The 24,560-nt window shown below is 57.1% G+C and carries 25 protein-coding genes; 17 read left to right on the top strand and 8 right to left on the bottom strand.

Annotated elements, in window-relative coordinates; all coding sequences use genetic code 11:
• Positions 1–586 precede the first annotated feature (586 nt).
• Positions 587–1,315 carry a glycerophosphodiester phosphodiesterase gene (locus ACWGXE_RS22120; RefSeq protein ID WP_447600300.1) on the bottom strand — a complete coding sequence of 243 codons (729 nt, stop codon included), beginning with the start codon at positions 1,313–1,315 and terminating at the stop codon, positions 587–589.
• A 56-nt stretch (positions 1,316–1,371) separates the two neighbouring features.
• On the opposite strand from ACWGXE_RS22120, the gene ACWGXE_RS22115 reads away from it, so the two are divergent.
• The 4 genes from ACWGXE_RS22115 to ACWGXE_RS22100 all read left to right on the top strand — a co-directional run bounded on the left by ACWGXE_RS22115 (position 1,372) and on the right by ACWGXE_RS22100 (position 5,248).
• Positions 1,372–2,370: a chromosome partitioning protein ParB gene (locus ACWGXE_RS22115; RefSeq protein ID WP_447600299.1), complete on the top strand. Its 999-nt coding sequence runs from the start codon at positions 1,372–1,374 to the stop codon at positions 2,368–2,370.
• 54 nt (positions 2,371–2,424) lie between these two features.
• On the top strand, positions 2,425–2,877 hold the full coding sequence (locus tag ACWGXE_RS22110; RefSeq protein ID WP_447600298.1) for a CBS domain-containing protein: 453 nt from the start codon (positions 2,425–2,427) through the stop codon (positions 2,875–2,877).
• A 114-nt stretch (positions 2,878–2,991) separates the two neighbouring features.
• The gene (locus ACWGXE_RS22105) at positions 2,992–3,342 is read left to right on the top strand and encodes a 4a-hydroxytetrahydrobiopterin dehydratase (protein WP_447600297.1); all 351 of its coding nucleotides are present in this window, start codon (positions 2,992–2,994) and stop codon (positions 3,340–3,342) included.
• Between the two features lie 43 nt (positions 3,343–3,385).
• Positions 3,386–5,248: a RiPP maturation radical SAM C-methyltransferase gene (locus ACWGXE_RS22100; RefSeq protein WP_447600296.1), complete on the top strand. Its 1,863-nt coding sequence runs from the start codon at positions 3,386–3,388 to the stop codon at positions 5,246–5,248.
• A 29-nt stretch (positions 5,249–5,277) separates the two neighbouring features.
• Here ACWGXE_RS22100 and ACWGXE_RS22095 read toward each other — a convergent pair whose 3' ends face one another.
• From ACWGXE_RS22095 to ACWGXE_RS22085, 3 genes are all read right to left on the bottom strand, one after another.
• Entirely contained in the window at positions 5,278–5,610 is a 333-nt protein-coding gene (locus ACWGXE_RS22095) for an arsenosugar biosynthesis-associated peroxidase-like protein (protein ID WP_447600295.1), read from the bottom strand.
• A 74-nt stretch (positions 5,611–5,684) separates the two neighbouring features.
• The gene (locus ACWGXE_RS22090) at positions 5,685–5,954 is read right to left on the bottom strand and encodes a hypothetical protein (protein ID WP_447600294.1); all 270 of its coding nucleotides are present in this window, start codon (positions 5,952–5,954) and stop codon (positions 5,685–5,687) included.
• A gap of 111 nt (positions 5,955–6,065) precedes the next feature.
• Positions 6,066–6,878 (bottom strand): inositol monophosphatase family protein, encoded by an 813-nt coding sequence (locus ACWGXE_RS22085; RefSeq protein WP_447600293.1) that lies wholly within the window; start codon positions 6,876–6,878, stop codon positions 6,066–6,068.
• Positions 6,879–7,100: 222 nt separating this feature from the next.
• Here ACWGXE_RS22085 and ACWGXE_RS22080 point away from each other — a divergent pair, with 222 nt between their 5' ends.
• Positions 7,101–7,610 carry a winged helix-turn-helix domain-containing protein gene (locus tag ACWGXE_RS22080; protein ID WP_447600292.1) on the top strand — a complete coding sequence of 170 codons (510 nt, stop codon included), beginning with the start codon at positions 7,101–7,103 and terminating at the stop codon, positions 7,608–7,610.
• Positions 7,611–7,822: 212 nt separating this feature from the next.
• On the opposite strand, the gene lpxC is transcribed toward ACWGXE_RS22080, so the two are convergent.
• The 4 genes from lpxC to ACWGXE_RS22060 all read right to left on the bottom strand — a co-directional run bounded on the left by lpxC (position 7,823) and on the right by ACWGXE_RS22060 (position 12,156).
• Positions 7,823–8,749: a UDP-3-O-acyl-N-acetylglucosamine deacetylase gene (gene lpxC / locus ACWGXE_RS22075; protein ID WP_447600291.1), complete on the bottom strand. Its 927-nt coding sequence runs from the start codon at positions 8,747–8,749 to the stop codon at positions 7,823–7,825.
• A 223-nt stretch (positions 8,750–8,972) separates the two neighbouring features.
• Entirely contained in the window at positions 8,973–10,355 is a 1,383-nt protein-coding gene (locus ACWGXE_RS22070; RefSeq protein ID WP_447600290.1) for a tryptophanase, read from the bottom strand.
• Positions 10,330–11,313 carry a hypothetical protein gene (locus ACWGXE_RS22065; protein WP_447600289.1) on the bottom strand — a complete coding sequence of 328 codons (984 nt, stop codon included), beginning with the start codon at positions 11,311–11,313 and terminating at the stop codon, positions 10,330–10,332. Before ACWGXE_RS22065 ends, ACWGXE_RS22070 begins: the two co-directional genes overlap by 26 nt.
• Positions 11,314–11,385: 72 nt before the next feature.
• Positions 11,386–12,156, bottom strand: coding sequence for a TenA family transcriptional regulator (locus tag ACWGXE_RS22060; protein WP_447600288.1), 771 nt, complete (start codon positions 12,154–12,156; stop codon positions 11,386–11,388).
• A gap of 306 nt (positions 12,157–12,462) precedes the next feature.
• Between ACWGXE_RS22060 and ACWGXE_RS22055 the strand changes: the two genes are divergently transcribed.
• The 12 genes from ACWGXE_RS22055 (at position 12,463) to ACWGXE_RS22000 (ending at position 24,560) form a co-directional block, all read left to right on the top strand.
• Complete coding sequence (locus tag ACWGXE_RS22055) at positions 12,463–13,059, top strand: VOC family protein (RefSeq protein ID WP_447600287.1); 597 nt, start codon at positions 12,463–12,465, stop codon at positions 13,057–13,059.
• A gap of 38 nt (positions 13,060–13,097) precedes the next feature.
• Complete coding sequence (locus ACWGXE_RS22050; RefSeq protein WP_447600286.1) at positions 13,098–14,213, top strand: homogentisate 1,2-dioxygenase; 1,116 nt, start codon at positions 13,098–13,100, stop codon at positions 14,211–14,213.
• On the top strand, positions 14,210–15,196 hold the full coding sequence (locus ACWGXE_RS22045; protein ID WP_447600285.1) for a fumarylacetoacetate hydrolase family protein: 987 nt from the start codon (positions 14,210–14,212) through the stop codon (positions 15,194–15,196). Before ACWGXE_RS22050 ends, ACWGXE_RS22045 begins: the two co-directional genes overlap by 4 nt.
• 16 nt (positions 15,197–15,212) lie before the next feature.
• A complete protein-coding gene (locus ACWGXE_RS22040) occupies positions 15,213–15,974 on the top strand; it encodes a hypothetical protein (RefSeq protein ID WP_447600284.1) in 762 nt (253 codons plus the stop codon).
• A 37-nt stretch (positions 15,975–16,011) separates the two neighbouring features.
• The gene (locus tag ACWGXE_RS22035) at positions 16,012–17,013 is read left to right on the top strand and encodes a thiamine pyrophosphate-dependent dehydrogenase E1 component subunit alpha (RefSeq protein WP_447600283.1); all 1,002 of its coding nucleotides are present in this window, start codon (positions 16,012–16,014) and stop codon (positions 17,011–17,013) included.
• On the top strand, positions 17,010–18,002 hold the full coding sequence (locus ACWGXE_RS22030; protein WP_447600282.1) for an alpha-ketoacid dehydrogenase subunit beta: 993 nt from the start codon (positions 17,010–17,012) through the stop codon (positions 18,000–18,002). The genes ACWGXE_RS22035 and ACWGXE_RS22030 overlap by 4 nt, the downstream gene beginning before the upstream one ends.
• Before the next feature lie 217 nt (positions 18,003–18,219).
• On the top strand, positions 18,220–19,341 hold the full coding sequence (locus ACWGXE_RS22025; RefSeq protein WP_447600281.1) for a dihydrolipoamide acetyltransferase family protein: 1,122 nt from the start codon (positions 18,220–18,222) through the stop codon (positions 19,339–19,341).
• A complete protein-coding gene (locus ACWGXE_RS22020; RefSeq protein ID WP_447600280.1) occupies positions 19,338–20,528 on the top strand; it encodes a thiolase family protein in 1,191 nt (396 codons plus the stop codon). The genes ACWGXE_RS22025 and ACWGXE_RS22020 overlap by 4 nt, the downstream gene beginning before the upstream one ends.
• Before the next feature lie 199 nt (positions 20,529–20,727).
• The gene (locus ACWGXE_RS22015) at positions 20,728–21,606 is read left to right on the top strand and encodes a 3-hydroxyacyl-CoA dehydrogenase family protein (RefSeq protein ID WP_447600279.1); all 879 of its coding nucleotides are present in this window, start codon (positions 20,728–20,730) and stop codon (positions 21,604–21,606) included.
• A gap of 35 nt (positions 21,607–21,641) precedes the next feature.
• Positions 21,642–23,237: an acyl-CoA mutase large subunit family protein gene (locus tag ACWGXE_RS22010; protein ID WP_447600278.1), complete on the top strand. Its 1,596-nt coding sequence runs from the start codon at positions 21,642–21,644 to the stop codon at positions 23,235–23,237.
• Positions 23,238–23,316: 79 nt separating this feature from the next.
• Positions 23,317–24,159: an MBL fold metallo-hydrolase gene (locus ACWGXE_RS22005; RefSeq protein ID WP_447600277.1), complete on the top strand. Its 843-nt coding sequence runs from the start codon at positions 23,317–23,319 to the stop codon at positions 24,157–24,159.
• Positions 24,156–24,560, top strand: coding sequence for a cobalamin B12-binding domain-containing protein (locus ACWGXE_RS22000; protein WP_447600276.1), 405 nt, complete (start codon positions 24,156–24,158; stop codon positions 24,558–24,560). Before ACWGXE_RS22005 ends, ACWGXE_RS22000 begins: the two co-directional genes overlap by 4 nt.

Genomic DNA, 24,560 nt, shown 5'->3' with positions numbered 1-24,560 from the left:
TCACTTGTACTGGCTCTAGGGCCGAATTTCAGGGTTGACAGGTTTTCGAGATAGGAGTATTGGAGGAACCAGTGGTCCACTAAACCGTCTTTCACCGTGGTGAGACTATGAACAGAGCGCGCCTGTTGAGTCTCCTATCGCTCCTTGAAGGAGGGATCAAATGATGGAAGAACTGACTCCACCGGACCAGGACGGCCCGCCGAGCTGAGGGCCGGTTTCTCGTCGGTCGTATCGCTTGTTCCTCACTGGCTGTGCCTCACGGCACTGTAGACCAACAGGATAGCAGCCAAGAAACGTGAAGGAGCGTAAAGGTACGAGGAACACAATTGCCCGGGACCATGACCATTTCCCCCGACGGGAAACCTGATGCTCTCTCCCTCGAACGGGTCTGCGAGCGGACATAACTGATAAGAATCCGGCGTCCTAAGCGCCAACCACGGGCGACCTCCCACCGTAGTGCAAGGTCGCCCGTGCTATTTCAGACAGAATCCTAACCCTAAGTCTTCCGCCTTTCTATGTCGAAGCGCAGAGAATGATGATAGCTCAATCCACCAGGTCGAATCGCATCTTATTGCAACAAGAGGTTTCAAATCCGGTCCGGAAAGTCCGATATAATCCCATCCACCTGTAAATCGCGCGTGTGTTCGATATCGCGGGCATCATTGACGGTATAGGCAAAGACGCGCAGTCCCAGATCGTGATAGGTCTTCACCAAGGATGGTGTCAGGGTTTGATAAAAAAGCCCCACGTGTGACGCGTTGAGGGCCAGGGCGTCCTGGACGGAATCTGCAGGAAGGCATTCTCCTAACAATGGCATGATCTGCGCTCGGGGATCAGCCGCGCGGATGCGCATGAATTCATCGAACAAGAACGAGGCGTAAAGCACTGTTCCGGCAAATCCGCTCCGGACGACGACCGCGCGCGCTTCCGTTCCAATTCCCTCAACCTTGAGCTCAAGGATCAGGCCCAATTCATGGCCCGCCGCGTCGAGCGCTTCCTCGAGCGTCGGAATGCACTGCCAATGTCCGGCATTCAACCGTTGCGCCTGTTCAAGGGAGAACTGATCGAGGCGTCCCGTTTTATCGGTCGTTCGGTCCACCGTTTCATCGTGGAGCAGGACGAGATGACCGTCGCCGGTCTCTCGGAGATCGAGTTCCACCATATCGATGTGGAGGGACCGTGCCTTCCAGATGCCGGCGAGCGTATTTTCAGGCGCGTAGCCGGCCGCTCCACGATGGCCGATGCGTAAGATGCCGGATTGTGCAGCGTCTTTTCGCGGTTGCGGCATCGGATCCGAATGCAGATTCTCGTTCATGATCTCATGAGAGAGGGCTTTCTTTTACGGGCCGACTCTCCTACCATATTCTTGGTATGCCTGAGAAGAAGAGTAAAAAATCTCGAGCGCCTGGAGGACCCAAGCGGCGGAGAAAACCAGCCGGCGCCTCCATCGGCCTCACAGCCGCTGAGTTGCAAGCCGCGGCCCCGTCACCCGAGGCGGTGGAATTGCATCGCGCGATCGAAGCGCACGGCGGGAAGGCGCTCTCGGTTTATCGGGAGCCGTACGGCGGACGCTGGTTGGTGATGGCTGCGCTGCCCATCGCACTGGTTGAACCGACTCCGTATCAGCGGAATCTCTCGGACACGCACGTCCGCAAACTGGAGGCCGTGATCAGTAAGCTGGGGCGCTTTCTCGATCCCATCATCGCGGTCCGTGATAGTCAAACGGACGATGGAGTGCGGTTTTGGACGCCCAACGGCCACCACCGGCTTTCGGCGATGCGGACGTTGGGGGCCAAGAGCATTATCGCGATCGTGGTGCCGGAGGCGGCTGCTGCCTATCAGATTCTCGCGCTCAACACGGAGAAGGCGCACAATCTTCGAGAAAAGTCGCTGGAAGTAATCCGGATGTATCGTGAATTGGCCCGCCTGGATACATCGACGGAAGAGCACTATGCACTGGAATTCGAGGAACCGTCGTTCATTACATTGGGACTCTGCTATGAGGCGCGGTCTCGCTTCAGCGGTGGAGCGTATCATCCCGTTTTGAAGCGGGTGGAGGCGTTTCTCAAAGATCCATTGTCCGACGCGCTGCCAATTCGGCAAGAGCGCGCCCGTGTGCTGCTGGCCCTGGATGATGAGATCGTGAAACAGGTCGAGGCGTTGAAGGCCAAGGGATTGACCAGCCCCTATCTGAAAAGCTTCGTCGTCGCCCGGGTGAATCCCGTCCGGTTCCGCCCCAAGGACGCTCCGCCCCTGTCATTAAATGACGCGCTGGATCGTATGATGACAGCCGCGATGAAGTTCAATCCCGATAAGATCAAAATGGACGATGTGGCTCGTACAGGAGGCGCCCCGGATGAGAGTGAATAGCGTTCTATGAATAGCTTGGCCACTGAGTCACTGACTTCCTGAAAGGAGGTTGCCATGCTGGTGCATGATGTGATGACCGCCGGTGTGTTGACGGCAAAGAGAAGCGATACGATCCGGTCCGTGGTGATCAAGATGCTCAATCGCCGTTGCGGCGCCATTCCGGTGACGGACGATGACGGCCATCTTCTCGGCGTCGTGACGCTTCGGGATGTCCTGCTTCAGCTCTATCCGAACTACGGCGACTACATTCATGACAATGTTCACAGCCGCGATTTCGTCGAAATGGAAGACGGCTACACTGAGGTATTGGGCCGCAAAGTTGACGAGATCATGAGCCAGCAGCCGCTCACCGTGGCGCCGCACGATCCCGTCCTGCAAGCCGCGTCCTATATGGGCTTGAAGAACTTCCGGAGGATTCCGGTCGTGGCCAAAGACAAACTGGCCGGGATGGTGAGCATCGGCGATATCAATCGGGGCCTCTTTTTTGAGCGCGGGCAGGCGTTCTAGCCCGCATGACTCATAAACGCGGAGACGGTCTTTGGGAGAGCCACAGAGTTGCCGGGTTGCCGTGGGCTCGATGCCGCCTTTAGAATACGCCTAGAAAACACGGAAGGAGAATACATGGGATTAGCAGACCAAAAGTGCGTGCCCTGCCGCGGCGGTGTGCCGCCGCTTCCGGCTGATCGCGCGCAGTCGCTTCTTCAGGAACTCGGCCGCGGCTGGACTGTGAATACGGACGGCCATCTCGAGCGGCTCTATACTTTCAAGGATTTCGCGCAGGCGCTTGCGTTCGTCAACAAGGTGGGCGCGGTGGCCGAGGCCGAGGGACATCATCCGGATTTCTATCTGTCCTGGGGCAAGTGCAAAGTGGAGATTTGGACGCACAAGATCAACGGACTGACCGAGAGTGATTTCTACTTGGCCGCAAAGGCAGACCGCGAATTCGAGTCGTTTCGGAGCGGCACGGCATGATCTGGTTTGTCCTATAGTCCGTGAATGATCTATCGGAGCCGTAATGAACCAGAACATACCGGTTGCGCTCGTCAACATGCCGTTCAGCTATTCGAAGTATCCGTCGATCCAGCTCGGCACATTGTCGGCGCTGCTGAAATCGCGGGGGTTCGGCGTGGACTGCCATCACTTGAATGTGCGGTTTGCGCATCGAATCGGCATCCCGCTGTATGAGCTGATTTGCGAAAAACGGGCCCTGTTCGGGGAATGGCTGTTTTCCTCGTTGCTCTTCCGGGATAACCCCAAACATGCCGACTATCCGAGGACTTTCAAACCGGTCTTTGAAGATCTGACGAGGCAGACCGGCCAACCCGCCTCCTACTTCGAGGATTTGGCGCATCGCATCGCGCCGCAATTTTTGACCTGGGCGATGACCGCGATCGATTGGGGCCGATACAAGATCGTGGGGTTTACCTCGACCTTCGATCAAAACGTCGCTAGTTTAACCTTGGCGAAACTTATCAAGGATCTCTACCCGGATGTGCGGATCGTCTTCGGCGGGGCCAACTTCGACGGCGAAATGGGACTGGAATATTTCCGGGCCTTTCCATTCATCGACCACGTCGTTGTGGGCGAGGGGGAAGAAACTTTTCCGGCTCTGGTCGCCCATATTGTCGAGGGACGCAACGGCCCCTTTCCGAAAGGGGTCGCATATCGCCGGGAAGGCCGGATCGAATTCGAGGCGAATCCGACCCTGTTTACCGAGTTCGTTCGCACAGGACCTCCCGATTACGACGATTATTATCGGCTGCTGGCGGAGCTTGGCGCCGATTCGCAGTTAGGTTTGGACCGCATCCTGTTGTACGAGGGATCGCGCGGGTGCTGGTGGGGGGAAAAACATCACTGTACGTTTTGCGGACTCAACGCCCAAAGCATGAAATTCCGGGCCAAGTCCCCCGAGCAAGTTGCCACGGAAATGGCATGGCTGTCCAGCCGCTACGATACGTCCCGGTTTCGATTGGTCGACAACATCATCGATATGAAGTACATCGAACAACTGTTCGGAAAGTTGGGTCAAGAACGGTGCGACCTCGATGTGTTTATCGAGACGAAGAGCAATCTCAATAAGCAGCAGATTCGGACGCTGGCGGTCGGCGGAGTCAAGTGCATGCAGCCGGGGCTCGAAAGTCTCAGCCAGACCCAGCTTCGGGCGATGGATAAGGGGGTCACCCCCCTGCAGAATATTGTCTGCCTCAAATGGAGTTTTTATTATCGTGTCGTCGTGTCATGGAACATTCTCCTAGGATTTCCAGGAGAAACCAACGAAGACTACCGGCGTCAGATCGACTTGCTTCCGTCCCTGTTCCATCTCCAACCTCCCGAAGCGACGGGAAAGTTCTGGCTCGAGCGGTTCAGCCCGTATTTCACGCGGCCGCAGGAGTACGGCGTCAGGATCACGGGGCCGGGCCTGGCCTATGAATACGTCTATGATCCTCGCCAGGTGGAGCTGAAAAAAATCGCGTACGACTTCGAGTACGAGCTGGATGATTGGAACGTCGATCCGCACCTGTACCAAGAATTGGTGGGCGTGGTGGCGGAATGGCAGCGCCGGTATGCCTCGGCGGAAAAGCCGTTCCTCTACTTCTCGAAGGCGATGACGTACGTCACGGTGTATGACGGACGCAATCCTGCCGCTCCCACTCGAGAGCGGTTTAATTGGCCTGCCTCGTACATTATCGACTTCTGCAATGAGGCGCCCAAGTCGGTGGATCAGATCCGGCAGGCCGTCCGAGCACAAGCGCCGGCTATCGATGAATCTGATTCAGCGGTCGATACCGCCTTGGCGAGACTGACCTTCAAACGCGTTCTCTACGAAGAGCGCGGCAAATACTTTACCCTCGCGATTCCCGAACATCAGTATTACTGATTGCCTGAGTTGCGCTCGCCGCGCCGTTCCTACATCGAGAGTTTTTCGGCCACATTCCGCATCTGCACTCCATGCACCAATGAGGCGCCGCCTCTGATGGCACAGGCCACATGGACCGCCTCGGTCATTTCTTCAACATTGGATCCCTTTTCCAGGCAGGCGGTCGTATAGGCGTCGATGCAGTAAGGGCATTGGACAGTATGTGAGACGGCCAGGGCAATCAGGGCCTTTTCGCGTTCCGTCAGCGCGCCCTCCGCGAACACGGCACTGTAATAATTCATGAACTTGTCCCATAACTCCTTGTTTCCCTTTCCCATATCCTCGAACTTGCTGAGATCCTTCGGATGATAATAGGTGTCCATGTGGGTGTCCTCACAATGACTGTGAATGAGACAAGCTGTGGCTTCGGTCGGTCACGATTCCGCATCCGATGCCGTCAGGCATTGCCCGGCGGGTCAGGCTCGACATCGGTGAGGATCTGTGAAAAACGGCGTCCGACAATGTCGGTCACTTTTGCCATGAGCTGCGAGATTTCTGTCCATTCATCGGGCACCAGATCTTGCTTGATCTGAGGATGTATCGCCCATTCCGCGCTGACTCCTTTGCCCTTTCGCGTGACGTTGACATGGAGAAGCTCGACATCGAAGACTTCCTGGCGGTTGGTGGTTTGAGCGGGCGGTTTGTCGGGAGGCACCTGACTCGCCATATCCAATCTACTCCTTCTAAATGAAAAGGGGTTTCAAACGAACAGGATCATATCTCAATCCCGCTCTGGCTGTACATATCGGCTTGCCTGTGAATCGGCGGCGGAAGCGGCTTATTGAGTGAGGAAAAAGAGCAGCTCGTCATGAATGAGACCGTTGGTCGCGACGAGCTCTTGCCCGTAAATGGAAAAGATGTGCTTCTGAAAAGATGTGACCACGCCCCCTGCTTCCTCCAGTATCACCAAGCCGGCGGCCATATCCCACGGCTTGAGCGTCACTTCCCAGAATCCATCGAACCGCCCCGTGGCGACATAGCACAAATCCAAGGCGGCGGATCCGGTCCGACGGACGCCCTGTGCGCGCAATGACAACCGCGCAAAATGATCCAGATTATTGTTGGGATTGTCCCGAATATCGTAGGCGAACCCGGTGACCAGTAACGACTGATCCAAGTTCTCGACACCTGAGACCCGAATCCTCTGTCCGTTCAAAAACGCTCCTGCGCCCCGTTCCGCCGTGAACAGTTCGTTTCGGACCGGGTCCAGCACGGTTCCCAACACGCACTGTCCCGCATATTCGAGACCAATGGAGACCGCATAGAAGGGAAACCCATGGGCAAAGTTCGTCGTGCCGTCTAATGGGTCGATGATCCACTGATAGGGTGATTCACCCAGGTCGATAGCGCCCCGCTCCTCGGCCAGCAGTCGATGGGTCGGGAAGGAACGGCGGATGGCCGAGACAATCGCGTCTTCGGCGGCTCGGTCCGCGTCGGTGACCAGATTCACGGCTGCCTTGTATTCTATGAGAAATCCGTCGCGAGCCTGGCGCAGCAGTATGCTGGCGGCGTCTTTGGCGGACGCAACGGCAAACTGCAGCAGGTCCTTTCGTTCAGAATGAGGAAGATCCTGCCAGAGTGAAGTCGGCACGGAGTCATTGTAGCACGGCTTCGGCGGTCTGTAAGCAAACCGATCTTATAGACGCCGTAAGCCACTGAAAATATGAATGCTTGTAATTTCATTCAAGGCTTGTATAATCGGTACATGCAAACCGATAAAGCGTGCAGTTGCCAAAGATCGGTATACAAAAACAAAACTTGACATTGATATGAAGCTTTGCTAATAAGCAAGCATGCTTTGAGGCGGTGCTTGGTGGAAGAGTTAACGGATATTCTCGTAGGTCTCGAACAGCGGATCAGCGCATACAAGACCCGATACCAAGAGCTAGAGAAAAAACGTCGCCGTCTGGATGACGAAATCGCCACAATCAAGAAATATCTAGAGCTTGCTGAAACGCTCTACAGAGTTGAAGCCGATAAAGCAAAACTTGCCAGCCTCTCCAGTCAAATCATCACCGACGAGAAAGGCGTCCGGCCATTGCCGGTCACGGACGTCACCGACCAATCGAAAGAAATCCTTCTCGGGCGAAGCAAGTATGTGGGCAAAAGCGTGCCCGAAGCGGCCTTTCAAATTCTTCGAGAGGCCAATCGGCCGATGCACGCCAAAGAATTGTTGCAGCGGTTATTGGAGGGTGGATTGCAAATCAAAGGGAAAACTCCGCTGACGTCCGTCGCCACGTCACTCAAGCGCGACAAACGGTTTCGCAAAGTCGGCCCCAATACTTTTGAGCTGATGGCGGAGGAGCTCACTCACGCAGTGTAAGTCGACGAGTCAATTCAACGCTTCAGAAGGGAGGTGAGAGTCTTGGCGACAAAGAAGGCAGCGAAAAAGAAAAAGAAGTAAGTCCCGCCTGGCTGAAGACGCCGGAGGTAAGGCCACTTACCTCCGGCGCTTTCTTTTTGCGAGACCGCGCCATGTGGCGCGCCCATGCGATTGCATGGCCTGGTCGCGCAGGGGGGAATATGAAGGATCGGTTAGACCGCGAGAGAAGGTACCGGACGCAGCAAGCTCAATGAAGGCCGCGCCTCGGAAGCGGAGCTAGGACGCTCTGGGCTGAGCAGCACCCATTTATCAGGTTGGAGAAGAATCTGCTCGACAAGTTTCGTATGGAGCGCGTGTCCTGACCGCTCGGCGTGGATGTGCCCGATAAAGGGAAATCCAAGAAGAGCGACGTCGCCGATCAGGTCCAAGATCTTGTGACGGACGAATTCATTCGAGAACCGCAAGCCGGACTGGTTGACGACGCCCTGCCCCGACAAGACGACGGTATTCTCCAACGAGCCGCCCTTGCCTAAGCCCCGAGACCACAGCGCCTGAACCTCATGGAGAAAGCCGAATGTACGGGCTGAGGCGATATCATTCTCAAACGAGGCGGCGGAACACACATGTGTGTAGGTTTGCGTCTTGATCAAAGGATGGTCGTACTGAATCGAATAGGAAATTTTCGGCGTGGAACTGGGTTCGATTCTGACACGGCGCGAACCATCGATGACTTCGATCGGTTGCGTGATCTTCACATAGGATTGCCGTCTGGTCTGAGGCACAATTCCGGCGCTCCGAATCAGCTTTACAAAGGGACCGGCGCTCCCGTCCATGACCGGTACTTCGCCCGCGTTCACTTCAATGAGGACATTGTCCACTTCAAGTCCTGCCAAGGCGGCAAGGATGTGCTCAATTGTCTTCACTTGGTGGCCGTTGGAACTGATGGCCGTGCACAGTTCCGTGGAAACCCGGTTGGTAACCGAAGCAGGGAGGACAGCTTCTTTCTCTCCGTTCTTCTGCACAAACGTAATGCCGGTATTGCATGAAGCAGGGCGGAGAGTGAGCGTGACCGGCTGACCTGAATGCAAGCCTACACCGGAACAGGAAACGGTGGATCCAATGGTCTGTTGTTGTCGCACGTGGCCTCCCAATTGACGATGCGAGAGGTTCATTAAGCAATAGAAATGCCACGGTGTGGTATTGCATCAACCTATTGAATTACAAGCTAAAAATGAAACTGAAGACAATTAGTTCTGTGGTAAAAACGCAACACATGTGGCTTTCATGGATACTCGCCTGGGAGGACTTCGGGTCGGGATAGAGAAAGATGCAAGAAAATGGCTGCCCAATGTCCCTAAAAGGCTATGGCGGGGGAACCTCTTGAAACCGGGCCGTAAAGTGCCTGAGCACCGGGGCTTCATATGTCATAGCAAGCCCGGTGATGGAATCGCGCCTTCTATACAGGTCGCTGATCGACTCGGCGACATAGGTGATTTGCATGTTCGTGTAGACGCGGCGAGGAATCGCCAGGCGGACCAATTCAAGTTCGGGATATATGGTTCGTCCGGTCGCGGGATCGCGCTTGCCGAACATGACGGTTCCGATCTCAACGCCGCGGATCCCATATTCTCGATAGAGAGCGACGGTCAAGGCTTGGGCCGGGTACTGATCCGCCGGCATGCCGGGAAGAAATTCCTTGGCATTCAGGTACACGGCATGGCCGCCGACCGGTTTGAGGATCGGCACGCCCGCCCCGTCGAGCAGTTCTCCCAAATAACGGACTTGGCTGATGCGGAATCGTAAATAATCTTCGTCGAGTACCTCCTCCAGTCCCCGGGCCATTGCTTCGAGATCGCGGCCCGCCAATCCTCCATAGGTCGGAAAGCCCTCAACCAGGATCAGCATGTTGGTGATGTCCTGCGCCCATCGCTCATTGTTCAAGCCGAGAAAGCCGCCGATGTTGGCGAGCCCGTCTTTCTTGGCCGACATGGTGCAACCGTCGCCGTAGCTGAACAGTTCCCTGGCGATATCGAGCACGGCTGCTCTCTCATAGCCCGGCTCTCGTTCTTTGATGAAAAAACAGTTCTCAGCAAAACGGCAGGCGTCGAAGATCAACGGGATGCCATATCGAGTCAACAGTTCCCTGGTCTTTCTGATGTTCTCCATCGAGACCGGCTGTCCTCCCCCGCTGTTGTTCGTAATCGTGATCATCGCGAAGGGAATCGACTGGCGTCCCAGCCGGTTGATCGTCTCTTCCAGCCTGATCAGATCCATATTGCCCTTGAAGGGCAGCTCGCAGTGCGGATCGTAGGCCTCCTTAATGACGAGGTCGAGGGCTTCGGCCTGCTGGTGCTCGACGTTGGCCCGTGTCGTATCGAAATGGATGTTGTTGGGGACGTGCATGCCCGGCTTGAGGACGGTCGAGAACAAAAGATTCTCGGCCACGCGTCCTTGGTGCGTCGGAATGATATGCCGATACCCGAAGATGGACTGCACGACCGATGTGAAATGGTAGTAGTTCTTGCTGCCCGCATAGGATTCATCGCCCAGCATGAGCCCCGCCCATTGGGCGTCGCTCATGGCCGAGGTGCCGCTGTCCGTCAGCAGATCGACGTAGACGCCCTCAGCCGGCACGCGAAACAGATTGTATCCGGCTTCGCGGAGCAATCGTTCACGTTCCTCACGGCTGGTCCGCCGGATCGGTTCGACAACTTTGATCTTAAACGGCTCGGATGGGAACTTCACGGATGGCCCTCTTGAATCGCGCGAGCTGCTCCCGGAATAAATCCGCTCCTTCATATTCGAAGACATAACGAGTCATATCAAACAGCGGGGCGGGATCCAACTCACGAATCATGTCCGGTTTCCACGAAATTTGAAGTCTGTTGATCATCGTAATGGGGGTCGGAGTGCCGACGACGCCGAGCGGCACCGTTCCATAGGTTTGCGAGAAGATCAGAATTTCACGGTCGAACATGGCGGTGTTCATGTCTTGAGCGGCGCCGTATTTGCGGAACCCCTCTTCCAGCCGCTGGAACATGGGCGAATGGACCAATTCTTCCCGAAAGGCATAGAAGATTTTGATCCCAGACCGCCGCTGGTCGTCCATGATCTGTATCGCGTCGGCAATCAATGACTCGCTAAGCATTTGTTCGTGGGTTAGAATAAGAAGACGTCGAATCTTGACGTGTTTGCGCGCGGCGGCTTGGTTCGCGAGTAAGTAATTGGGATAGAGCGCTTCCCCTTTCTTCCAAATATTCCACCGTTCCATCATGGCATCGACCGACCGCTCGGCTGTTTCCATCAGCCGAACCGCTTCCGCATTCGCCGCGGCCCCTTCATAGGTCAGAGTCTGTGATTCGAGTTGCCGCAATTCCCGGCCGATCGCCTCTACCTTTTTGGGCAGATAGTGAGGCCGCTTCGGCACGTGCAGCATGACATCCACTGCCGTCAAGGCCAGCTTCCAATATTCCTTCGCCCTGGCAGGAGCCTTGTCTTTCTGGGCGATCAACAAGAGTTCGACGGGATTCTTTTCCAACAGGGTCGCGATTTTGATGCAGAGTTCCGGCTTGGGGACCTTCAGACCGCGGCGAATCAAATTGGCCTCCGGTTGAGCAATCCCCAGCTTGGCGGCCAAAGCATAGTCGCTCTTGAGGCTGTACCGATCTTTCACTTCAGCCATGAACCGGGCGGTCTCGAACATCGTTGCGTCTCCTGGGGGGAAGTCTGCAAAGACTCTTCTGTTCGCGGCGCAGCGAGCCTTACAGAACGAATCTCAGAGCAGTCTCGCCCTGCCGGTGTCTCCCCGATTCGCTTCCATATAGGAGGCGGGCGTTTCCCCATGGAGCTGCATCGCCGGTCGATGTTCAAGCCCCATCCAAAATGCTTCCAGATAATCAAGGACAGCGAGCATGCCGTGCCGAAAGTCTTGCCGTTCCTGCAAAGAGAGCTGGGCCAACCCTCCGGCTCCATCGACCGCCTGCACGGCACTTCTCATCGCGTCCTCATGCGTCTGTTCCAGTTCACGATGAAATGTGAAGTAAGTCATATCCATCGCCGGATAACGCGAAGCCCGAAGGCGGCTCAGGCCCGGAATCAAGTGATCCCACATCGTGATGGCCATATTTTCGAGCCCGAAGGACGCGCCGAGCGCGGTCGCATGGTTCGTGCTGCTGTAGAGCCGTTCCATCCCTTCGATGTACGCCCTTGTGGACGGCAGCATCGGCTTGGTCATCGCCTCGTGAATATCGATGCCGATGGAACGAAGAAAATCCCGATATAACAATTCATGACGATTCTTGACACGACCATCACCGAGTTCGGAGTACAGGACCTTGGTGAGTTCCTCGGCCACGGCTTCATCTTCGGTATTGACCAGTTGAGCGGCGAGAATTCGGGGGAAAAAGCGAGCGAAACTGTGAAACTCGATTGCAAACTCGCGAAACTCGTGATCGGCAATGTCGGCGTTGCGAAAACGAGTCAAATAGACATTGTTGATCGCCCCATGCCGAAGCACTTGGTCCCGTACCTGTTCATAGAACGACATGGCGCACCTCCGTTACAGCATGACATCATCGGGTTGGTCCGGATCATCGGCGAAGACATCACGAAAAAAGCCATATCAAATTACTATCACGAAGGGGAGTGTGAGAATGTTGTCGAGGAAGCGGCCGTGTTAAAGACCATCAAGCACCGCCGTCCCTGAAGCTTCGTCGCCATTTGTAAGGATGATACAGTTTTTATATTGAATGATGCAACTATTATGTTGTATGATCCGATTCAGTGAACGCCTTCTCTCGGAATAGAAGCCCCAAGCCGACCGGATTGATGCGATGCTGCGGGAGGGATAATCATGAAACAGCCGATGGGAATTGATCACATCACCTTGTGCGTGAAGAATCTGGATGCGGCGGAGTTCTTATTTACGAAGATTCTCGGCTTCGAAGTCATCTGGTCGGCCCAGGATGTCGGGACCGACAAGTCCAGTATGGACACAGTCGTGGTGCAGCGCGGCAACGCCAAGATCGCGCTCATGCAAGGTCGAAACAAAGAACTAAAATCGCAGATTTGCGAATTCATCGATAAATACGGAGAGGGCGTCCAACACATTGCGATGGAAGTAGATGATATCGAGGCCGTCTGCCGTGAATGGGAATCCCACGGAGTACGATTCTGCGGAGACGTGAAAGACGGACGGGACGGGTTCGGCCCGCTCAAGCAGCGGTTTACCTATCCGCTGTTTCCGGGATGCGGGATGTTTTTTGAGTTGACCCAGCGCCAGCAGGGCCATGAACAGTCCAAAACATTCGTACGGACGACGGTGGAATCTCTCTACAAGGATATCGAGCGCGATCAAATCGAAAGTGTGGAACGGACCATTGTCGATTATGAGACATTGCCGCTTCCCTATGATGAAGACCCGCATAAGCCGTACCGGATGGCGTCATAAGGCATCGAACGCACCCGACGTGCCTTAGGAGGCCATCGATGTATTTGCAGAAAAAAGGGGCGGCTCCCGCCCAGGCCCATGTCGGTATCCCCGAGGGCCTTCACGAAGAAGAGCATGGCCGCGAAGGATTCAGCGGTCCCTCCTCCCATCTCTATCGGACCCATCCCCCGACCGGCTGGAGCAGAATTGAAGGGCCGTTGCGTCCGCGGGCATTTCAGTGCGCCGCGTTGACCACCCTCGATCAGCGGGCGGCGGACGGCAACCCGTCGGCCGTTCTGGAAAGCAGCGATGGGCGCGTCTTTATTTCGAGGCGAACAGAGACCATGCCGCATTTTGCGCGCAATGCCGACGGCGACGAAACCATCTTCGTGCATAGCGGGCGGGGAACATGGGAAACGGATTACGGTATCTTGACGTATGAGCCCGGCGACTATCTCGTCGTCCCGAAAGGGACGACCTATCGCGTCCATGTTGACTCTTCGGCCGGTGCGAGCTTGTTTGTGATCGTAGAGACGCCGGTACCTATGGTGCTGCCCGACCGAGGACCCCTGGGCCGCCATGCCTTGTTCGACCCTGGTGTGTTGATCAGCCCGGAACTGGCCGGTCCTCCCAAAGATGCGGGCAGCAAGCGCGAGTGGGAAGTCAGGATCAAACGGGACGGCGAGTACACGCGCGTGTATTATCCCTTTTATCCGATGGACGTTGCAGGGTGGAAAGGCGACCTCTGGGTCGCTAAGCTCCACGTTCGTGACTTTCGTCCGGTCACGAGCCCGCGCTATCACTTACCGCCAAGCGTGCATGTCACGTTTCAAAGCGGTGGGCTTCTGGTTTCGACCTTTGCCCCGAGGCCGCTCGAAACCGATCCGCGGGCGCTGCGGGTCCCGTTCTACCACCGGAACATGGACTATGACGAGGTGTTGTTTTACCACTCGGGAGATTTTTTCAGCCGGGCCGGGATTGAGCCGGGCATGCTGACACTCCATCCACAAGGGATTCATCACGGTCCGCAACCCCAGGCGGTGGGGGCCAGCATAAGGAAAGAGAAAACTGACGAAGTGGCGGTGATGATCGAGTCGCGCCGGCCATTCACAGTCATGCGGGACTTGGAAACGGTGGAAGTGAAGGACTATGCCATGAGTTGGAGGAAGCCGTGAAGCTCATCAGCTTCCAGGTCAAGACGCCGATAGGAGTGTTTACCAGAACCGGCGCCTTGCATCACGCGCGGGTCGTGGACCTGAATATGGCCTATGCCGCTTGTTTGGCGGCCGAGAAAGAAGCTCAGCCGCGACGCCTTGCCGACGCGCAGGTACCGGCATCGATGCTGGAATTTCTCGAAGGCGGCTCCTCCGCAATGAAGGCCGCCCGCCGTGCTTTTGAATACGTCGGGCATGGCGGCACCTCCGTGATGGGGCCGGAGGGCGAAACGATCCTATATGAACTGGCTCATGTCCATGTGGCAGCCCCGCTTCCGAATCCTCCGTCGCTGCGGGATTTCATCGCGTTCGAGGACCACATTGCGGCGACGTCCAAACGGCGTGGCCAGCCGATCCCGCCGGAATGGTACAAAGCTCCGGTTTATTACAAGGGAAATCATCGGACGATCATCGGTCCCGATCAGGATTTGTCTTGGCCTCTCAACACGGCGAAATTAGACTATGAATTGGAACTAGCTTGCGTGATCGGCCGTCAAGGCATCGATATCGCCGAACAAGACGCGGCGGACTATATCGCGGGCTATACGATCTTGAATGACTTCAGCGCCCGGGATATTCAATTTCAAGAGATGGCCTGCCGCCTTGGTCCGGCAAAAGGAAAGGACTTTGCGACGGCCATCGGACCTTGCATCGTGACACCGGATGAGATTGCCGACCCGGCCTCGTTGCATATGATTGCCCGGGTGAATGGAGAGATATGGTCGGAGGGTCGATTCGGCAGCATCCATTGGTCGTTCAATCAAATGATTGCCCATGTGTCGCGGGGCGAGGCGATCTATCCGGGAGACCTCTTCGGATCAGGTACTGTGGGCGGCGGCTGCGGACTGGAACTGGATCGCTATCTCAAGCCGGGCGACATCGTCGAACTGGAAATCCAGCCGATCGGAATCTTACGAACCGTCATCGTCCAGAAACCCGCATAGGGAGGGATATCGCGCCATGCCGGTTATAGCGAAGACGACGCCGACAGCGGGGCTCCACGAACTCGTGGACCGACAGTCCAGGTTCTACGAGGGACCGGATATCGATGGAAAATTGGAAACGCTGATACAGGGCGCGTCCACGTGCGCCCTGTCGTGGTGGGATATCCATCGGTTGTTGAGAACCGCGCGCGCAGTCTATTTCGACACCCATGTGGAGGTCGTGTCGGGGCATCACACGGCGACCCATCTTCGTTTTGAATCGATCGCGCGATTTCCACAGCTGATCACGCTCATCGCCCGCGACATGGCAGAATGGCTCGGGCGCACGTTTGCCGGCGCGCCGCCGGATGGGATCGTCGCGCCGTCATCGGGCGCCCGATTGCTGGCTGATCGAGTCGGCGAACTTCTGGCTGATCGCATGCCGTTGAAGGTCGTCTTGGCGCCTTTCAATGACGAAACGGGGAAAATTGGAACGGACGTCCCGGCCGGGGTGATCAGACCGGGCGAACGGTTTCTTGCATTGAACGACGTCACCACCAGAGGCATGTGTGTCAGCAAACTCGGCAAGATCGTGACGGATCATGGCGGCCGGCTTGCAGGGATGATGGTCTTTGCCAGACGAGACAGCGGCCAATTTCCATTGATGGACGAGTTGACCGCGGCGCATCCGTTCTATTGGTGCGCCAATCTCGCCATGCCGCAATGGGAACCGGCCGACTGTTCCTTGTGTCAAGATCATCGGCCCTTGTTGATGTGGAAGGATCTGCCCGAACTGTAAACCATTCTTATCTCGCCAAGCTAGAGAGGAGGCTCGTATGGACCTGGCCGTTGTCGCAAACGAGATCAAACGGGGCGACCTCCTCCAGATGTACTACTATCTTCGTCTCACCAGATCATTGGAAGAACGCATCACTGCCCTATACCGGCAGGGCCGCATCGTCGGCGGGGTCTATACCAGTCACGGCATGGAGGCCATCGCCGTCGGCTATGCCTCCGCGCTGGAACGGGATGACGTCGTCGCTCCGTTTCACCGCGATATGGGCGCGTTCCTGATTCGTGGATTTACTCCAGGCGAGGTAATCGCCCAATACCTCGGCAAACGGACCGGCCCCACCAGAGGCAAGGACGGCAATGTGCACATGGGAGATTTGAAGCGGGGCATGCTGGGATTCGTGAGCCATCTGGCCGATAACATGCCGGTGGCGGCCGGCGCCGCCCTGGCATTCAAGATCCGTGGTGAGTCTCGCGTGGCCTTAGCCGGAACGGGCGACGGCGGCACCAGCCGCGGCGATTTTCATGAAGCGATGAACTTCGCAGCGGTGCGCAAACTTCCGGTCGTCTTTTTCTGCACCAACAACCAATACGCCTACTCGACGCCCTTGCGCTATCAAATGGCGATCAAAGATGTCGTCGAACGAGCGAAGGCCTACGGCATGCCCGGAGAAATCGTCGACGGCAATGATGTGGCGGCCGTGTATCTGGCATCCAAACGTGCCATAGGCAAAGCGAGAGCGGGTGAAGGGCCGACATTTCTCGAATTCAAGACCATGCGCATGCACGGCCATTCCGAGCACGACGCCGCCAAATATGTCCCCCGGGAGTTGCTGGAGGAATGGAAGGCCAAGGATCCGATCATCAAGGTCGAAGCGCTTCTGAGACATCTAAATTATGGTGACGACTCCTACTTCGCCGACGTTGGTGATCGGATCAAAAAGGAAATTGACGCAGGAACGGAGTTTGCGGAGCAGAGCCCATTGCCCGAGGGAAAAGAGGTTCTAGAGGGTGTCTTCGCTCTGGAGGAGGAGGCAAGGCCATGACCAACGCGACCGTTGCCAAGGAAACGACCTACCTGGAAGCCATCTCGCAGGCGCTGGACGAGGAAATGAGCCGCGACGAGCGCGTGTTTTTGATGGGCGAAGACATCGGTATCTATGGAGGGGCTTTTAAAATCACCGAAGGATTTCTCGACAAATTCGGCGAATGGCGCGTGCTGGACACCCCCCTCTCCGAGTCCGGCATCGTGGGAGCGGCCATCGGAGCCGCCATGATGGGACTGCGGCCGGTCGTCGAGATGCAATTCGCGGACTTTATTTCCTGTGCCTTTGATCAGATCACCGAAGTCGCGGCCAAAAATCATTATCGCTGGGGCGCTGCCGTTCCTCTCGTGATCAGGGCGCCGTTTGGCGGAGGGGTGCATGGCGGACCGTTTCACTCGGAATGCCCGGAAGGGTGGTTCTTTCATTCGCCTGGCCTCAAGATCGTGGCTCCCTCCACGCCCTATGATGCTAAAGGCCTGTTGACGGCGGCGATCAGAGATCCCAATCCGGTCATTTATTTCGAGCACAAATTCCTGTACCGGCGAATCAAAGCGGTGTTGCCGGAGGGGGAAATCATCGTACCCATCGGCAAAGCTGATGTGAAGCGGACCGGAGATGACATTTCGGTCATCACGTATGGGGCCATGGTCCATGTGGCGCTCGAGGCGGCGGAAACGCTGGCGAAAGAAGGGATCGAGTTGGAAGTGGTGGACCTGCGGTCGCTGATGCCGTTCGATAAGGAAGCGATCTACGAGTCAGTCAGAAAAACCAGCAAGGCAATTGTGCTGCATGAAGACAATAAGACGGGCGGGGTGGGGGCGGAGATCGCCGCTCGACTGAGCGAAGACTGCTTTGATCACCTTGACGGTCCGATCATGCGGATCGCGGCCCCGGATACGCCGGTGCCGTTCAGCACCCCGCTCGAGGAGTACTTTCTCCCGAACGCGGGCGATGTGCTCGCGGCGGCGAGAAAGCTCGCGGCGTACTGATAATAGCGGTCTTGAGACGCGAGGCGGCGGTCAACCACAGAATGTTGAAAAAGGCCGTCCGGTGGGAACAAGGCCTGGTGAAACGTGCGCCTCAGTGCACGAGGGCGGGCGGGTGAGACCTGGTGAAACGTGCGCCTCGGCGCACGAGGGCGGGCGGGTGAGATAGGGGCTTTTTCAATATGCTGCTAAGGGAGCTTCGATGGCGACGGACATCATAATGCCACAACTCGGAGAAAGTATCGCCGAAGGGACGGTGGTAAAGTGGCTGGTGGTCCGAGGTGGCTCCGTGGAACGAGACCAGCCGCTTCTCGAGGTGGAGACCGACAAGGTGGCATTAGAAATCCCCAGTCCGGCGACGGGAATATTGACCGACATTCTGGTAGGCGAGGGAGAAACCGTGCCGGTCGGCGCATTACTGGCGCGGCTCGACGGTCAGCCGGCAACCGGCGTCATCAATCGCGTGGGCGGCGTGGTGGTCCGGCCGATGGGAACCGCAGGGGAAAGCGGACAGCACTATTCGCCGGCGGTCAAGCAGCTGGCGAAAGAGCATGAGCTCGATCTTTCCACCGTCGCCGGAACCGGTGAAGGAGGCCGCGTCACGAAGAAAGATGTGCTCGATGCCGTCGCGAAACATCAATCGCCCGCAGGGCGGGAAGAAAACCGGAGTGAGGCGCCTCACGAAGAAATCGTGCCGCTCACGCTCATGCGAAAGACCATCGCGGAACGGATGGTCTCGAGCCGCCGTACCGCCGCCCATGTCGCGACGTTCTTCGAAGCAGACTTCTCTGTGATCGCCAAATTTCGAGAAGGCCGTTCCTTGACGTACCTGCCCTTCGTCCTTCAGGCGGTGGCTCGGGCCTTCAAAGATGTCCCGATCATAAACTCCTCCTGGCGCGATCAAGGAATCGCGGTCAAAAAAGATATTCATATCGGCATTGCGGTTTCGCTCGACGAGGGGCTGCTGGTGCCGGTCATCAGGCATGCGGATCGGAAAGGCCTGGGGCAGCTGGCGCGTGAAGTCGCCGACCTGGCTGAGCGGGCCAGAACCAAAAAATTGACTCCCGAAGAAGTCCAGGACGGGAGCTTTACGATCACCAACCATGGTGGATTCGGAAGCCTCTTCAGCACTCCGATTATCAACCAACCGCAAACCGCCATCCTCGGCGTGGGCGCTGTTCAGAAGCGGGCGGTCGTGATCAGCGACGCCCTCGCCATCCGCTCCATGAGTTATTTGAGTCTGTCATTTGACCATCGGGTAATCGACGGCGCCACGGCGGATCGATTCATGTCCAAGGTGAAGGGCTATCTCGAACAGAGCGAATGGGAGAAATTCTTGTGACCACCAGACCACGAGCTGTGATCGTCAGCGCGGTCCGAACCCCGATGGGCAGTTTCAACGGATTGTTCAGCGCCGTTCCCGCCACCAAACTGGGCAGCCTCGCCATTGCGGAAGCCTTGAAGCGCGCGCAGATGCCCGGTGATCGCGTCGATGAAGTGCTGATGGGATGCGTGTTGAGTGCGGGGCTCGGCCAGGCCCCGGCGCGGCAAGCGGCGATTGGGGCCGGGATGCCCCATTCCGTCGGAGCCGTGACCGTAAACAAGGTCTGCGGCTCCAGCCTCCAAACCGTGATCATGGCAGACCGAGCGATCAGGCTCGGAGAGGCACGTGTGGTCGTGGCCGGCGGAATGGAGAATATGACGAGGGCGCCCTACCTCTTGGAGAAGGCCCGTCAGGGATACCGGTTGGGTCATGGCGAAGTGACAGACAGCCTGATCAAGGACGGGCTCTGGGATGTGTACAACAATTTCCATATGGGTGATGCCGGAGAACTCTGCGCCGCCAAGTACCGGTTGTCCAGAGGGGAAGTGGATGACTTCGCGCTGGAGAGCTATAGGCGCGCGCGCCATGCGATCGCCACCGGCGCGTTCAAGCCCGAGATCGTGTCGGTTGACGTGCCGCAGCGAAAAGGTCAGCCCCTTCTCGTGGTGGACGATGAGGAGCCGAACCGAGTGGAATTGACCAAAATGCGACAACTCAAGCCGGCCTTTCAAGACAATGGGATTCTGACCGTCGGAAACTCTCCCTCGTGCAATGACGGGGCGGCGGCGCTCATCATCATGGCGGAGGAGGAAGCCGGCAGGATGGACCTGAAGCCGATGGCCCGGATTCTCGGGTACGCCGGCGCCGCCGTGGCGCCGGAATGGTTCACCATCGCCCCGGTTGAGGCGATCCGGCGTGTGTTGAAGCACACAGGGCTCTCTCTGGAAGACATTGATCTGTTCGAAATCAACGAAGCCTTCTCGGCCGTCTCGCTCGTGATCAATCGCGAGTTGGGCTTGGATGTCAACAAGGTCAATGTCAATGGGGGCGCCGTGGCATTGGGCCATCCGATCGGCGCGACAGGCGCTCGAATCCTTACGACCTTGCTCCATGCTATGGAAGCGCGGGACGCCAGGCGGGGCCTTGCCAGTCTCTGCATCGGAGGCGGAGAGGCCCTTGCCGTGGTGGTGGAGCGGGGGGAATGAGGAATAAGAAATGAGGAATGGAATTGGGGGGAATAGAGGGTTCTGAGTTAGAGTCACTATGCTCCTCAGAACCGGGTGCGATGAGTTATCGTCATTCCCGCGACAGCGGGAATCCAGTAACAGGGGAATGCTGCGGCCAGATCATCTATGGTCATTCCCGTGAAAGCGCCAATCCAGTAAGAGGGCGAATGATCCGGCGATGACGATTGATGAAATTAAGACGATCGGAGTGGTGGGGGCCGGCCAGATGGGGCGCGGAATCGCCCAAGTCTTGGCCACGGCCGGCTGGCACGTCAGGTTGGTGGACGTGACGGATCAGGCGCTCGATGGAGCGATCACCAAGATCCGCCAGGGAATCATGAAGGCAATTGAGAAGGGGGCGCTCAGAAGGGATCAATCCGGAGCCGTGATGGATTTCATCCAACCGACCAGCCGGATCGAGCAGTTGCATGACGCCCAAATGGTGATTGAAGCCATCCCCGAAGATCGCGTGATGAAACGCGGACTGTTTGCGCAGCTGGGAAAGATCTGCGAGCCGTCTACCGTGCTTGCCAGCAATACGTCGTCGGTGTCGATTGCGACGCTCGGTATGGCGTCCGGACGAGCCGACCGTGTCGTCGGCATTCATTTTATGAATCCTGTGCCGCTTATGAGGCTCGTCGAGGTCGTGCGCGCGGTCGAAACGTCGGAGGGGACGATGCAACTGGCCCTCGCCTTGGTTCGCCGCCTCGGTAAAACAGCGGTGGTCTCCAAGGATGTCCCGGGGTTCATTGTAAACCGCGTGCTCATGCCCATGATCAACGAAGCGGTTTTTGCGTTGGACGAAGGGGTGGCCTCCGCCGAGGCGATCGATCTCGCGATGGTTGAAGGGACGAATCAGCCGGTCGGTCCCTTGGCCTTGGCCGATCGTATCGGTCTCGACACTGTGCTCGCGATCTGCGAGGTCCTGCACCAAGATCTCGGTGACCCCAAGTTCCGTCCTTGCCCCTTGCTGCAGAAATACGTGGATGCAGGCCGGCTCGGCAAGAAAAGCGGGCGAGGTTTCTATCTCTATAATGAACAGCCGGTGGCAATGTGACCTAATTGTCTCGCCGGCCGGTGACGGAGGATGGCATGCAGGAGCGGAAATCCCGATTCATCTCTCTGTCCGGTATTGATATTGAGCGGTTCTATACGGCGGATCATCTGAAGGACTGGAACGCCGGGCACGATCTCGGCGAACCAGGCTCCTTTCCCTACACGCGCGGCATATATCCCTCCATGTATCGAAGCCGGCTCTGGACCATGCGCCAGTTCGCCGGATTCGGCTCCGCGGACGATACCAACCGGCGTTTCAAATATCTCTTGAAACACGGACAGACAGGATTAAGCGTCGCGTTCGATCTGCCGACTCTCATGGGCCTGGATTCCGACGATCCGAGAGCGCACGGAGAAGTGGGCTACTGCGGCGTGGCGATTTCTTCGCTGGCCGACATGGAACGGCTGTTCGACGGTATTCCGTTGGATCAAGTCACGACGTCGATGACGATCAACGGGCCGGCAGCAGTGATCTTTGCGATGTACCTGGTGACGGCGGCAAAGCGAGGCATTGCGCTCGACCGGCTCGGAGGTACGCTGCAGAATGATATTCTCAAAGAATACATCGCCCAGAAGGAATGGCTGTTTCCGCCTTCTCCTCACATCAGGCTCATTGTCGATTCCATTGCCTACTGCGCGACCCATGTGCCGAAGTGGCATCCGATCAGCATCAGCGGCTACCACATCAGGGAGGCCGGGTCCACGGCCGTCCAGGAGTTGGCGCTTACACTCTACGACGGCCTTACTTACGTCGAGGCGGCCGTCAAGTCGGGGCTCGACGTGGATACATTTGCGCCGCAACTATCGTTCTTTTTCAATGTCCACAACGATTTCTTTGAAGAGATTGCGAAGTTTCGAGCGGCCAGGCGCTTATGGGCAAGAGAAATGGAGCGACGGTATCATCCAAAGAATCCCCGCTCGCTCCAGCTCCGCTGCCACGCCCAGACGGCCGGCTGTTCCTTGACCGCTCAGCAACCGCTGAACAACGTGGTTCGGACCGCGCTCCAGGCGCTAGCCGCAATCCTCGGCGGGACTCAATCCCTGCATACGAATTCGATGGATGAAACCCTCGCGTTGCCCACCGAAGAGGCGGTCAAGCTCGCGCTGAGAACTCAGCAGATTATCGCCGCGGAAAGCGAAGCGGCGAACAGCGTGGATCCGTTGGGCGGCTCCTATCTCGTCGAATCGTTGACCAATCGATTGGAGGAAGGGGCACGCGACTATTTCCGTAGACTGGACGAGATGGGCGGTATGGTGCCGGCAATCGAACGGGGATTTCCGCAACGGGAAATTCTGGATGCCTCGCAGCGGTACCAACGGGAACTGGAACGGCATGAGCGCAGCATCGTCGGCGTGACCGAGCAGGTGGAGCCTCAATCCTGTTCCATTCCGATTTTGAAGATCGGGCCGGAAGTGGAACAGGACCAGATCGCGCGCCTGTCTGATCTTCGAAAGTCCCGCGATCCCTTCAAGATGGCCGGGTCATTGGAAGAACTGCAGGAGGCGGCCTCCTGCAGCGAGAATGTGATGCCGTATCTGATCGAAGCGGTCAAAGCGAAGGCGACGCTCGGCGAGATTTGCGCGGCGCTGAAGGAAGTGTTTGGGACGTATCGGGAGCCGGTGATTGTATGAGGAGCTTCAACGTGGTCCGCTCTGTCGGCGAAGTCGCTTGTAGTCCTGTGCCATCCCATGAAGGATGTAGGGATAATCTATGAAGCTTGGAGCGTTTGATATTGTGCCGGTTTCGGACGGCCGGTTTCGGTTGGACGGGGGCGCGATGTTCGGCGTGGTGCCGAAGGCGCTCTGGCAGCGATGCTGTCCGGCTGACGATCAGAACCGGATTCCGTTGAGTCTGACTTGCCTGCTCATCCGGGCGCACGGAAAACATATCCTGGTCGATACGGGATTGGGGGACAAGGAAGACGCCAAGTTTGACTCGATGTTCGCGGTCGAGCGGACGCCGTCTTTAGGGGACTCTCTCAAACATCAGGGGCTGAGCCGGGACGATATCCATCTCGTGATTAACACGCACCTGCATTTCGACCATGCCGGAGGCAACACGGTCAAATACGAGGATGACCAACTGTCCTCGGCCTTTCCCAAAGCGGTCTATCATGTTCAGCGCGGCGAATACGATGATGCGGCTCGGGCCAATGAGCGGACCAGAGCCAGTTATCGCCGGGATAATTTCACGCCGATCGCGCATGTGAACCAATGGGAGTTCTTGAGCGGCGACACGGAACTGCTGCCGGGCATTACGGCCGTCGTCACGGCCGGCCATACCAGGTTTCATCAGAGCGTGAAGATCGAATCGGAGGGTAAGACGGCGTTCTTCCTCGGCGATCTCATCCCGACCGTCTCGCATCTGCCCCTGCCCTACATCATGGGATACGACCTCTATCCCATTCAGACGCTCGAAACCAAACGATGGGTTCTAGACCGGGCCTTCGAGGAGAATTGGCTGCTGATCTTTGAGCACGATCCGTTGGTCCAGGCCGGCCATGTCAGGAAAGATATGGAAGGGAAATATTTCCTTGAGAAGGTGAAACTATGACCGTCGCCACGGCACCGATGCGGGTCTTGGTGGGAAAGGTCGGATTGGATGGCCATGATCGAGGGGTGAAGCTGGTCACCCGCGCCTTACGTGACGCCGGGATGGAAGTCATTTACACGGGGCTGCATCAAACACCGGAACAAGTCGTCGCAACGGCCATCCAGGAAGACGTGCAGGCGATTGGACTCAGTTTGCATTCCGGCGCCCATAACTCGTTATTCCCCCGCGTCATTCAGTTGCTGAAAGAGCAGGGGGCGGATGACATCGTCGTGTTCGGCGGAGGAATTATCCCCGATGATGATGTGCCGCGTCTCAAGGCGGCGGGCGTGCGGGCGCTTTTCCGTCCGGGGACTCCCATGGACGAGATCGTGGACTTTTTACGGGGCCTTCCCGGCCGGTAA

The organism is Nitrospira sp. Nam80 (assembly GCF_965152575.1).
The sequence above is the reverse complement of the archived record's forward strand: the minus strand, read 5'-3'. Positions and strand labels throughout refer to the sequence as shown.